Source organism: uncultured Aquimarina sp., assembly GCF_947492965.1.
Classification (GTDB): Bacteria; Bacteroidota; Bacteroidia; order Flavobacteriales; family Flavobacteriaceae; genus Aquimarina.
The window spans coordinates 21,545-33,835 of sequence record NZ_CANLOZ010000009.1 but is presented as its reverse complement, the minus strand read 5'-3'; the positions used below and the strand labels follow the sequence as shown (position 1 = coordinate 33,835).

Below are 12,291 nucleotides of genomic sequence, written 5' to 3'. Positions count from 1 at the left end.
TTTATGAGTACTTCATGGGTAATGGCTCAAGAAGTGGAATTAAGTAAGCCTGAAGCTACTTCTTTTGTAAATGCAGTAAGTGCTAGTGCAAAGAAATCTAAAACTATTGTAAATACTTTTACGCAATTAAAGCATATTGATTTTCTTTCTAATGATATAGAAAGTAATGGAGATTTATATTTCAAATCGCCTAATATCATTAAATGGTCTTATTTAAAACCTTATGAGTATAGCGTAATTTTTAAGGATAAGAAGTTATATATTAATGATGCAGGTAAGAAAAGCGACATTAATTTGGCTTCGAATAAAGTTTTCAAAAAATTAAATGATCTTATTGCAAAAAGTGTTAGCGGTGATATGCTCGATGAATCACAGTTTGCAATGCGTTTTTATAAAAACAAAGGGATATATATAGCTAAATTATCTCCTAAAGACCAAACATTAAAAAATATGTTTAAAGAGATTGTATTAGGTTTTCAGTCAAAGAGCTATTTGGTCTCTAGTGTAAAACTTATAGAGCCTTCAGGTGATTATACACTTATCAAATTTAAAAACACATCTGTTAACAAACCAATTCCAGATGCGGTATTTGTACATTAGCATACTTCTTCTTAGTTTTTATAGTTGTAAAGTAACCACAGTAAAAGATTATATCGAGTCTGATGTAAAAGAATCTGATACATTTGAAAATTTATATTTTGCAAGCTCCAGTATTGATTATGTTTATAAAGCAGATATAAAGGTATATGGTAATGAATTTAGTGGTATTCTAATAATAAAAAAGATATCAGAAGATAAACATCGTATTGTGTTTACTTCTCAGTTTGGATCTACTTTTTTTGACATAGAATTAGAAAATGATTCTTTTAAGATTAATAGTGTTGTAGAACAGTTGAATAGAAAAATAATCTTAAACACTTTAATTAGAGATTTTTCATTAGTAGTAGATGAAAATGGACCTGTTATTGGAAAATATTATAATGATTCTTACAATGTTCTAAAAAATAGAAACGGAAAAAGAAGTAATTACTATTTTTACAGGATTTCTGATAAGAGATTAGATAAGATTGTACAGGCTACGAAAATGAAAGAAAAAGTAATAGTGTCTTTCAATAAAGTATCAAATGATCAAGTAGCAAAAAATATAAAGATTGACCATAAAAATATCAAATTAAATATTCAATTAAACTTTCTGAAATAATATGCTAATAGCTGATTTATATAAAATTAATGAAGATTCTGTAAGGGATGGTGTGCAAATTACGACTATCACTTTAAATCCAGATAATGATATTTTTAAAGGTCATTTTCCTGGTAATCCTGTAACACCAGGAGTGTGTACGTTACAGATTATAAAGGAACTAACAGAAAAGAGAACAGGTTGCTCTTTGTTTATGAAAAAATCGTCTAATGTAAAGTTTATGGCGGTTATTAATCCGGAAAAGAATCCAGATTTAGAGATTACCAATGATTTTAAGGATGATGAAGAAGAGATTAAAGTGAAAAGTACTGTGAAATATGATGATACAGTTGCCTTAAAAGTTGTAATTACTTTTGTGAAATTATAAATCTATTATTATGAAGTTTTTAGCATTATTTATTGGAGTATTCTTTTTTAGTAGCGGTATAAACACTGATATAACCGAGGTACGCAACCTATATAGATATGCTAAAGACACTAAAGAAAACACTGAGAAATTCTATAAAGTTACCCAAAATACCAATTACCAAAAGGATCCTGTGTTGTCGGCTTATTATGGTTGTGCATTAACTTTGAAAGCTTCTTATGCAGATAGTAGAGGAGACAAAATATCTTTTTTTAGAAAAGGAAAAAAAATGATAGAAGAAGCTATCGAGTCAGATCCTACTAATATAGAATTACGTATGATTAGGCTAAGTGTACAAAGCAGTGCGCCTAGAATTACCAGGTATTATAAAAATAAGGAGGAAGACAAGAGTTTTCTTATTGATAATGTAGAAAAAGTATCTTCTTCTAAGTTAAAAGAATTTATTAAAGGTTTTATGTCTACCTCCGAAGCTTTTAAATAATATCTTTCCTTACTTCTATAAAAGTTAATTCCTTTACCATTAAAATTATTATTATGCTATTTTTGCATAGGAAAAAATAGCGCTGTGGCAGAAAACACTTTATTTGACTCACGTTTTGAAACACTAAATTGTTGTGTTTTTATTCCTACGTATAACAATCATAAAACTTTGGATAGAGTAATTCGAGGCGTTATGAAATATACGGATCGGATCATTATTATTAATGATGGATCTACCGATAGTACATCAAATATCTTAGAGCAATATCAAAATTCTCTTAACGTCATAACATTTCCTGAAAATAAAGGAAAAGGAATGGCATTGCGTGAAGGCTTTAAAGTAGCATCAGAATTAGGGTATGATTATATGATCACCATCGATAGTGATGGTCAGCATTTTCCTAGCGATTTACCTGTTTTTTTAAATGAGCTTGAAAAGCAAGATCCAGCGACTTCTCTATTGCTTATAGGATCACGTAATATGGATGATCCTACAGTACCAGGAAAAAGTAGTTTTGGGAATAAGTTTTCTAATTTTTGGTATTATGTAGAAACAGGAATAAAACTAAAAGATACTCAATCAGGATACCGATTATATCCAATCAAAGAGATTAGTAAACTAAAACTGTTTACTACAAAATTTGAGTTAGAAATAGAAGTTATTGTAAAACTTGCCTGGAGAAATGTCGAAGTTCGAAATATACCTGTACAGGTGCTATACGATGAAACCGAAAGAGTTTCTCACTTCAGACCTTTTAAAGATTTTACCAGAATCAGCATTTTAAATACTTGGTTAGTTACCCTAACATTGTTTTTTTATCTGCCTAAACGATTAATTGGGAAAGTAAAAAAAAAAGGCTTTAAAAAATACTGGAGAGAAAATGTATTAAGAAGTAATGATTCCCCTATACAAAAGGCCAGTGCTATAGCTTTGGGGCTTTTTATAGGAATTGCTCCTTTATGGGGTTTCCAAACAATTTTGGTGATATCTCTTGCTGTTTTATTAAAACTCAATAGAACTATTGCCTTTTTATTTTCCAATATTAGTATTCCACCATTCATCCCATTTATAATATATGGTAGCTATCAAATAGGAGCTATTGCTATGGGCAAAGAAATGGATGCTACACTAAACATAGAAGATATTAAATCAGGAACGGATGTTTTTAAAGGTTTAGGACAATATGTTTTGGGTAGTATAATTTTAGCAACACTAGTGTCATCAATTTCAGGAGTCATTGCGTATTTGTATTTTAGCTTTCGCAAATCTAAAAAAGAGGTCGTGGATGCATAATTTTTTTCTTTCCTTATATCAATATATCAGGCGAAACAAATTAATTGCCTGGCCAATAATTATTGGGGGTGTTGCAATTTTTGCATTTCTTGCTAGTCGAATAGGATTTGAAGAGGATATAACCAGATTAATACCTAATAATGATAAATCCGAGGTTACCCAAAAAGTACTCAAGACTGTTTCTTTTTCCGATAAGATAGTTGTAAATATTTCTAATAAAAGTGAGGATCCTGATAACCTCACTACCTATGCATCTTCTTACATTGATTCTATCAATAAACATTTGCCAAAATATGTTCAAAAAATACAAGGAAAAGTGGCGGATGATAATGTTATGGAATTATACGATTTTGTCTATCAACATCTTCCTTTCTTTCTAACTGAAGAGGATTATAAAACTATCGATAGACAAATCAATCCAGATTCTATTACAAAGGTGATAGAAAATAATTATAAGTCTTTAATCTCTCCTGCAGGTTTAGTAACACAGAAATATATTGTAAAAGACCCACTCACTTTAACGCCAAAAGGGCTTCAAAAATTAGCACAGCTTCAATTAGGAGATAATTATGATTTGTATAATGGTTTCTTAGTTACTAAAGACAAAAAGAATCTTTTGTTATTTCTAACACCTGCATTGGCAACGAACGAAACAGGTGAGAATACTCTCTTTGTAGAAGAATTAAAACGGATTACGGAAGATTTAAATAGTACTTATAAGGAAACTGCAAGTGCCACTTTGTTTGGATCTACCTTATACGCTGTAGCAAACGCAAAACAAATAAAGAGTGATATTCAACTTACCGTAAGTATCGCAATGACAATCTTATTGCTAATACTTATTTTCTTTTATAGAAAACTAGCGGTACCTCTTATTATTTTTACACCAACTGTATTTGGAGCTATTGTAGCTATTGCGATTCTCTATTTGATCAAAGGTAAGATATCAGCTATTTCACTTGGAATTGGTTCAGTGTTATTAGGAATCACATTGGATTATTCCTTACATATTCTTACGCATTTTAGAAATAATAATGATGTAAAAGAATTATATAAAGATGTTTCTATGCCAGTTCTTATGAGTAGTTTAACAACGGCGGTAGCATTTTTATGTTTGGTTTTTGTAAAGTCGGAAGCATTAAATGATCTGGGTATTTTTGCAGCAATTAGTGTAGTAGGAGCCTCTGTATTTGCTTTATTATTTATTCCGCAAGTATATCGCTTTTCTAAAACTGTAAAAAGTGAGCGAAAAACATTTATTGATAGAGTTTCGCAAATCAAGTTTCATAAGAACAAAGTATTAATCGGGCTGATTAGCTTGATATTTATTATTGGCTTGTTTTTATTCCATAAAGTCGGTTTTAATACAGATTTAAATACGATGAACTACCAACCAGAAGAGTTGTTGGCGGCAGAAGAAGATTTAGATCGTATTAATAATAATAAAGCCAAATCAATCTACTTGGTTTCGTACGGTTCTTCTCTAAATGAAGCATTAAATGCCAATAATAAGCTGTTTAAAACCTTAGAAAAAAAGAAAATTAATGAAGAGATCATTAATTTTAGTTCTGTAGGAGGTGTGGTTTTATCCAAAGAAGCCCAGCAGGAAAAAATTAAACTCTGGAATGAATTTTGGACGCAAAAGCGTAGAGATTCTCTCACTAATTTATTGATAGAAAAAGGAAATGTTCTTGGTTTTAAACCGCAGACCTTTCATCAGTTTTATGCAATGCTTACCAATAAAATTAATCCTATTGGTTTCGAGGAGTATCAAAATATCAAAGAATTGTACTTAGAAGAGTTTGTGACTACCGAACCTAACTTCGCAACGGTAGTTTCTGCAATTAAAGTAAATCATGAAAATACGGATCAACTAAATGCATCACTAAGCAAGATTTCTAACACAGTAGTAATTGATCGGAAGCAGCTAAATGAAACGCTATTAGGGAATCTTAAAAACGATTTCAATTCGTTAATTGGATATTCTTTAATAGCGGTAGTAGCATTGCTGCTCTTGTTTTACAGGGATCCTATGCTTACTCTTATCACAGCATTACCGATTGCAATAACCTGGGTGATAACCTTAGGAGTCATGAAAATCTTGGGAATAGATTTTAATATTTTTAATGTAATTATTTCCACATTTATTTTTGGTCTGGGCGTAGATTATAGCATCTTTATTACCAATGGTTTAATAAAAGAATTTACCTATGGTGTAAAAGAACTTCATACTTACAAAACGTCCATTCTTTTATCGGTTATTACTACAATTTTAGGAGTTGGAGTTTTAATTTTTGCAAAACATCCCGCATTAAGATCAATATCTACAGTATCCTTAATAGGGATTTTTTCAGCTGTTTTGGTGGCTTTTACCATTCAGCCAATGTTATTCAGAACTTTTATAACAAATAGAGTAAAGAAAGGGCTAGCACCTTTAAGACTTAGACAAACACTATGGTCAATATTTAGTTTTGGGTATTTTATTATTGGAGGATTTATCGTATCACTACTAAGCAGTCTGATCATTCCTTGGTTTCCTGCAAAGATGAAAAAGAAAATGAGTGTTTTTCATAGGGTAGTTTCTAAATTGATGCGATCCGTATTATATTCTAATCCTTTTGTAAAAAAGAGAGTGTATAATCCAGAAAATGAAGATTTCAGTAAGCAATGCATTATCATAGCAAATCACTCTTCATTTTTGGATATTATTTCTATAGGAATGTTGTATCCAAAACTTATCTTTTTAGTAAAAGATTGGGTATATGATAATCCGGTTTTTGGTCGTGCTGCAAAATTGGCAGGTTTTTATCCGGTTTCTTCAGGTATAGAAGGCGGCGTGGAACATCTTAGAGAAAAAGTAAAGCAAGGATATTCGTTAATTGCATTCCCTGAAGGTAGTAGAACAAATACGGCAAAAATGAGTAGATTCCACAAAGGGTCTTTTTATTTAGCGCAAGAATTAGATTTGGACATCTTACCTGTTGTTATTCATGGAAATGCACAGGTATCTCCAAAAGGAGATTTTATTATCCACGATGGTGCTATTCAATTAAAGATATTACCTAGAATCACTAATGATAATGTTGATTTTGGCGAAGGTTATACCGAAAGAACAAAAAAGATAAGCGCATATTTCAAAGATCAATATACAGAGTTACAGAGTGACTTAGAAGGCGTAGATTACTATAAAAAAGCATTACTGAATAATTATAGGTATAAAAGTTGTTACAGAAAAGTGGCATTAGATTATTCAGAAAACAAAGAAAGATTTTATAAAGCTACTAGTTATATTGATCATAAGGATCGAGTTTTGGTATATGATGATCAGTATGGACAGTTATTGTTATATATTTCCTTTAAAAGACCGTATGCTAAACTCAAAGGAATAGTAGCGGATAGTGAAAAATTAAGTGTTGTAAAAAATTGCTATACTACAATTAGAAACAAAATAGAATTTGTGGATAGTGAAGATTTGACATCGTCGAAATTTGATGTACTTTTGTTACATACAGCTATACCAGTACAACCACAACATTTAGAAAAAATAGTATCAGAGGATATAAAACGTATCGTTTTGTTCTCTGAAGAAAATTATCTTTCCGAGTTGTTGAAAGAAACTTTTAAAGTGTCTTCTCAAGAATTTGGATTAACAGTTTTGAATAGAATATAATACATGCAAGATAAATTTGATGTTGTTATTATCGGTAGTGGACTAGGAGGATTGGTTTCTGCGAACATTCTTGCCAAAGAGGGTAAAAAAGTATGTGTACTCGAAAAAAACAATCAGTTTGGAGGTAATCTACAAACCTTCGTAAGAGATAAAAGCATATTCGATACCGGAATTCATTATATAGGAGGCTTAGATAAAGGACAAAATTTATATCAATACTTTTCGTACCTGGATATCATGGATGATCTTAAGATCAAAAGGATGAATTTAGATGCCTATGATGTTATAACTTTCGATGGTGATGAAAAGGAATATCCGCATGCTCAAGGATATGATAATTTTGTAAAGCAATTGGTTAAGTTCTTTCCTGAAGAAGAGGAAGGGATAAAGACATATGTGCAGAAAGTAAAAGATACCTGTTATAAATTTCCGCTGTATAATTTAGAAGAAGGTGATCGCTATTATGGAGAAGATCTTTTGACACTAAAGGCAAAAGATTACATCGATAGCGTAGTAAAAGATCCAAAATTAAGAGCGGTACTAGCTGGATCAAATTTGTTATATGCAGGTGATCCAGATAAAACACCTTTCTACGTACACGCATTGTCGATCAACTCGTATATGGAAAGTGCCTGGAGATGTATACAAGGAGGAAGTCAGATAGCAAAACTCTTGGTAAAGAGATTTAGAGCTTTAGGAGGAACGATTTATAAGTATCAGGAGGTTAATAGTTTTAATTTTGAAGAAAAAGAAATAGTATCTGTTTCTACAACCAAAGGAGATACCTTCTATGGTGATAACTTTATCTCCAATGTAGATCCTAAACTCACCTTGCAGATTATTGGCAAAGAACGCTTCAGGAATTTGTATTACAAGAGAATACAAAATACAGAAAGCATCATTTCTTCCTTCAGTATTTATATCGTTTTTGAAAAAGGAACCTTCCCTTACTTGAATAAAAACTATTATCACACGAATACAGCGGAAAAAGTATGGACTACGCAGGAGTATGAGGAAGAGAACTGGCCAGAAGCGTATTTGATATCCATGAATGAGGATCTTAAAAATCCTGGCTATGCTGAAAATTTAACATCGATAGCGTACATGCGTTTTGAAGAAACTGCTCCTTGGGCGGATACATTTAATACGGTTGCGAAAAAGAATGAAAGGGGTGAAGATTATGAAGAATTTAAGCAAAGAAAAATAGAAGCTTACCTCAAAGAAATTGAAAAGAAGTTTCCAAATATTCGATCATGCATAAAGTCTGTGCATACCTCTACACCGTTATCATATAGAGATTATATTGGCTGTTATGAAGGATCTATGTACGGATTTGCAAAAGATGCTGATAATCCGATGAAATCATTTCTATCTCCAAGAACTAAGATTCCTAATTTATTATTTACGGGGCAAGGATTAAATATGCATGGAGTATTAGGTGTTACCATTAGTGCTGTAGTTACTTGCGGAGAACTGGTGGGAAAAGAAAAGTTATTGAAGGACATCAAAAGTGCTTTAGCCGAAAAAGAGTTGTTAGATTCCTAATGAAGAGTTGTTTACATCATATATTTTTGGTAGTTCTATTGTTACTCGTATCTTCTTGTGGCGTTAAAAAATCACTAGAAGCACGACCTGATATTTCGGGAATAGAAACAGTAGATACCACAAGAATAAAACATAGTGATACATTCTTTACGCTTAATAATAATCTATTGCGAAAAAATAAGCAAGGTTTATGGGAGCTGTATATAGAAGGAAAACCACTAGAAAGAGGTATTGCTGCCGGAAGTCTGAGTAGAGAGTTGATAAAGATTCAGGAAGATGCTTTTATTGGAAAAGTAACAGAATTAGTTCCTTCAGAAAGTTATTTAAGATTCTTAAGTAAAGTGGTAGCTTGGTATAATAGAAAGCTACATCTTAATGTTCCTGAAGAGTTTAAAACAGAGATTTACGGAGTTTCACGTTATGCTTCCAATGATTATAACGATTTTGCCGAGCCTTATGTACGTATGCTCTATGCACATGGAGCTCATGACATCGGTCATGCATTGCAAGATCTAATGTTGGTAGGATGTACTTCCTTTGCCGCTTGGGGAGATAAAACTGATGATGGAAAACTGTTAATAGGTCGTAATTTTGATTTCTATGCAGGTGACGATTTTTCCAAAGAGAAACTGGTTACCTTCATGAATCCTTCTGACGGTTATAAATTTATGACATATGGCTGGGCCGGAATGATGGGAGCATTATCTGGTATGAATGAAACGGGATTAACCGTTACCATAAATGCGGGAAAATCAAAAATTCCTTTGATTGCCAAAACTCCTATTTCCATCCTTACCAGAGAAATTTTACAATATGCCTCGACCATAGAAGAAGCAGTAGCAATTGCAAGGAAAAGAGAAGTATTCGTTTCAGAATCTATTATGATCGGTAGTGCCAAAGATAAAAGAGCAGCCTTGATAGAAGTTTCTCCAGATAATTTTGGAGTGTACAACGTTCCTAATTCGAATCAATTGATTTGTTCTAATCACTTTCAGAGTGATTCTTATAAAGAAGATAAACGAAACCAAAAAGCGATAGAAGAGAGTCATTCTTTTTATAGATATCAGCGAATGACAGAACTCTTATCAGAAAATGATAAACTAAACCCAGAAAAGGCAGTCGCCATTTTAAGAAATAGAGAAGGACTAAAAGATAAACTGATCGGTTATGGTAATGAAAAAGCACTAAATCAGATGTTAGCACATCATGGTATTGTTTTTCAACCAGAAGAAAAAAGAGTATGGGTGTCTACCAATCCTTATCAAATGGGAGAGTTTGTAGCATATGATTTGGATGAGGTTTTTGATAGCATCGCTGTACAAAAAGAAGAAGTAGTGATTGCTTCAGAAGAAATGAATGTTCCAGAAGATCCTTTTATCCATACCAAAACATATGAGAACTATGAAGCGTTCAGAATTTTAAGTAGAAAGATAGAAAGCGCTACCGAAAATGAAATAGCTATTTCTGATGATGAGCTTACTACATTTCAGAATTTAAATACTAATTACTGGGCTACTTATTATGTATTGGGCGAATATTACTATACTCATAAAAAGTATAAAAAAGCATTAATAGCTTTTAAGCAAGCATTAAAAAGAGAAGTAACTACAGTTCCGGATGTAAAAAATATACAGAAGTATATTAGAAAATGTGAACGAAAAATTTAAGCTGATGACTCAGGATATTGAACGATCTACACAAGAGGAGATAACAAAGATGCAAAACGAAAAGCTCACAGCCTTAATTTCTTTTGTACTAAAAAACTCTCCTTACTATAAACGATTGTTTGACAAACTAGGTCTTTCAGCATCTGATATTCATACTGTAGAAGATCTTAAAAAGTTACCGATTACAACTAAGGATGATTTACAAGCGTATAATGATGATTTTTTATGTGTTCCAAAATCAGAGATTGTAGATTATGTAACTACTTCGGGTACCTTGGGAAAGCCAGTTACCTTTGCTCTTACAGAAAAGGATTTACAGCGATTGGCTTATAACGAGGCTACTTCTTTTGCCACGGCAGGAGTTACTAAAAATGATGTAGTACAGCTCACAACAACCTTGGATCGTAGATTTATGGCAGGATTAGCGTATTTTCTAGGCACCAGAAAACTAGGCGCAGCTATGGTTAGAGTAGGATCTGGAATTCCAGAATTACAATGGGATTCTATACATCGTTTTCAATCTACCTATTTAGTGGTGGTTCCTTCCTTTTTATTAAAACTGATTTCCTATGCAGAAGCTAACGGAATAGACTATAATAATTCTTCTGTAAAAGCTGCCATTTGTATTGGAGAACCACTAAGAGATCAGGATTTTAAGTTGAATACCCTTGGAAGTAAAATTAAAGAAAAGTGGGATATAGAATTGTATTCTACCTATGCTTCTACCGAGATGAGTACTGCGTTTACAGAATGTTCCGCCCATCAGGGAGGACACCATCGTCCAGAATTGATCATCACCGAAATTTTAGATGATAAAGGTATTCCTGTAATAGAAGGAGAAGTGGGAGAGTTAGCAATTACTACGTTGGGAATTGAAGCAATGCCACTAATTCGCTACACCACTGGTGATATGGTACAAGCGCATACAGAACCTTGTACTTGTGGTAGAACAACGATGCGATTAAGCCCGGTTTTGGGTAGAAAGAAACATATGATCAAATACAAAGGAACTACTTTGTATCCACAAAGCGTTATCGAGGTGTTAACTAGTTTCGAAGGATTGGGAATGTATGTTATTGAGGTGATTACAGGAGATTTGGGTACTGATAAACTATTAATTCATATATCCGATACTCTATCTGCATTGCGACAAAAAGAACTAAAGGAACATCTTAGAGCCAATCTTAGAGTAGTACCAGATTTGGTATTAAATTCTAAAGAGGCATTAAAAGCTAAAAAATTCCCAGAGATGAGCAGAAAACCTATTTCGTTTATAGACTCCAGAGGATTAGTATCTACAGATAAGAGTTAAAATAAACGCCTCCTTAATAAATATCCTTGCTAAAGAGACTTCTTAACTCCCTTCCTTTGAAGGAAGGGTTGGGGATGGATGTTCTTATTTATGTCTTTGATTTTCAATCACAAGAAGGATGTTTGCTTAAATTGACAGAAAATTTTCTATAAAACTTTACGATTTAAGTAGGAATTATTCTAATTTTAGAAAAATCTTTATGAGCTATAATAATTTCATTATTACTACTTGTAAAGTTGATATACCCTTACTCCATATTTTGTACGTTTAATCTAATTACTAATTTAAATCTAAAAACACAATGAATCCAAACAACGAAAACACAATTTCTTTAGAAACAGCTCAGGATTGGACACAAAGATGGAGAACGCAATATCCCGAAAATAGTAGAGCTTATTTGATACCTGCTGTTGATCTTATCGAAGTATTAAATGAAATGGGTATTTTAGCTGATGATGTTGCTGAACAAGCGCAACAATACGCTACTGATAATGCTTTAGATGTACGTTCTTATATGGCTATAGAAATGTTAGATTCTGGTGCGAACTTAGAAAAAGTAATTCTGGTAGGAACACAAAAAGGAGATGATGGAGTCTATAGAGATATCATTAATGGTCAAGTCCAGGTAGATGCCAAATCTGCCACTAAAGTATTAGATAATTCTAGTAGTGGACTTTTTGATGTAACCTCTCCTTGCCCTCCATTTTGTGATCCAAATAGTCCATTAAATTAATGCCTTTATTTTACCACATAAT

The 12,291-nt window shown here is 32.4% G+C and carries 10 protein-coding genes; all 10 read left to right on the top strand.

Going from position 1 to position 12,291, the window contains the following annotated elements; all coding sequences use genetic code 11:
• The first annotated feature begins 3 nt into the window (after positions 1 to 3).
• The 10 genes from Q1B37_RS19705 to Q1B37_RS19660 all read left to right on the top strand — a co-directional run bounded on the left by Q1B37_RS19705 (position 4) and on the right by Q1B37_RS19660 (position 12,269).
• Positions 4 to 600 carry an outer membrane lipoprotein carrier protein LolA gene (locus tag Q1B37_RS19705; RefSeq protein WP_299600510.1) on the top strand — a complete coding sequence of 199 codons (597 nt, stop codon included), beginning with the start codon at positions 4 to 6 and terminating at the stop codon, positions 598 to 600.
• The gene (locus tag Q1B37_RS19700) at positions 581 to 1,201 is read left to right on the top strand and encodes a hypothetical protein (RefSeq protein ID WP_299901609.1); all 621 of its coding nucleotides are present in this window, start codon (positions 581 to 583) and stop codon (positions 1,199 to 1,201) included. Before Q1B37_RS19705 ends, Q1B37_RS19700 begins: the two co-directional genes overlap by 20 nt.
• A 1-nt stretch (position 1,202) precedes the next feature.
• Complete coding sequence (locus Q1B37_RS19695) at positions 1,203 to 1,568, top strand: 3-hydroxyacyl-ACP dehydratase (protein WP_299901607.1); 366 nt, start codon at positions 1,203 to 1,205, stop codon at positions 1,566 to 1,568.
• A gap of 10 nt (positions 1,569 to 1,578) precedes the next feature.
• On the top strand, positions 1,579 to 2,049 hold the full coding sequence (locus Q1B37_RS19690) for a hypothetical protein (protein WP_299901604.1): 471 nt from the start codon (positions 1,579 to 1,581) through the stop codon (positions 2,047 to 2,049).
• 84 nt (positions 2,050 to 2,133) lie between these two features.
• On the top strand, positions 2,134 to 3,342 hold the full coding sequence (locus Q1B37_RS19685) for a DUF2062 domain-containing protein (RefSeq protein ID WP_299901602.1): 1,209 nt from the start codon (positions 2,134 to 2,136) through the stop codon (positions 3,340 to 3,342).
• Entirely contained in the window at positions 3,335 to 7,012 is a 3,678-nt protein-coding gene (locus Q1B37_RS19680) for an MMPL family transporter (RefSeq protein WP_299901599.1), read from the top strand. The genes Q1B37_RS19685 and Q1B37_RS19680 overlap by 8 nt, the downstream gene beginning before the upstream one ends.
• Positions 7,013 to 7,015: 3 nt before the next feature.
• Positions 7,016 to 8,557 carry an NAD(P)/FAD-dependent oxidoreductase gene (locus Q1B37_RS19675; protein WP_299901597.1) on the top strand — a complete coding sequence of 514 codons (1,542 nt, stop codon included), beginning with the start codon at positions 7,016 to 7,018 and terminating at the stop codon, positions 8,555 to 8,557.
• A complete protein-coding gene (locus Q1B37_RS19670) occupies positions 8,557 to 10,224 on the top strand; it encodes a C45 family peptidase (protein WP_299901595.1) in 1,668 nt (555 codons plus the stop codon). Before Q1B37_RS19675 ends, Q1B37_RS19670 begins: the two co-directional genes overlap by 1 nt.
• A gap of 4 nt (positions 10,225 to 10,228) precedes the next feature.
• Complete coding sequence (locus Q1B37_RS19665; protein ID WP_299901592.1) at positions 10,229 to 11,536, top strand: AMP-binding protein; 1,308 nt, start codon at positions 10,229 to 10,231, stop codon at positions 11,534 to 11,536.
• A 301-nt stretch (positions 11,537 to 11,837) separates the two neighbouring features.
• Complete coding sequence (locus Q1B37_RS19660) at positions 11,838 to 12,269, top strand: hypothetical protein (RefSeq protein WP_299901589.1); 432 nt, start codon at positions 11,838 to 11,840, stop codon at positions 12,267 to 12,269.
• Positions 12,270 to 12,291: the final 22 nt, after the last annotated feature.

Bases quoted from the DNA above. Each gene is read 5' to 3' on its own strand.
- Q1B37_RS19665 (WP_299901592.1), top strand. From the start codon at position 10,229: ATGACTCAGGATATTGAACGATCTACACAAGAGGAGATAACAAAGATG.
- Q1B37_RS19690 (WP_299901604.1), top strand. From the start codon at position 1,579: ATGAAGTTTTTAGCATTATTTATTGGAGTATTCTTTTTTAGTAGCGGT.
- Q1B37_RS19670 (WP_299901595.1), top strand. From the start codon at position 8,557: ATGAAGAGTTGTTTACATCATATATTTTTGGTAGTTCTATTGTTACTC.
- Q1B37_RS19705 (WP_299600510.1), top strand. From the start codon at position 4: ATGAGTACTTCATGGGTAATGGCTCAAGAAGTGGAATTAAGTAAGCCT.
- Q1B37_RS19660 (WP_299901589.1), top strand. From the start codon at position 11,838: ATGAATCCAAACAACGAAAACACAATTTCTTTAGAAACAGCTCAGGAT.
- Q1B37_RS19680 (WP_299901599.1), top strand. From the start codon at position 3,335: ATGCATAATTTTTTTCTTTCCTTATATCAATATATCAGGCGAAACAAA.
- Q1B37_RS19675 (WP_299901597.1), top strand. From the start codon at position 7,016: ATGCAAGATAAATTTGATGTTGTTATTATCGGTAGTGGACTAGGAGGA.
- Q1B37_RS19700 (WP_299901609.1), top strand. From the start codon at position 581: ATGCGGTATTTGTACATTAGCATACTTCTTCTTAGTTTTTATAGTTGT.
- Q1B37_RS19695 (WP_299901607.1), top strand. From the start codon at position 1,203: ATGCTAATAGCTGATTTATATAAAATTAATGAAGATTCTGTAAGGGAT.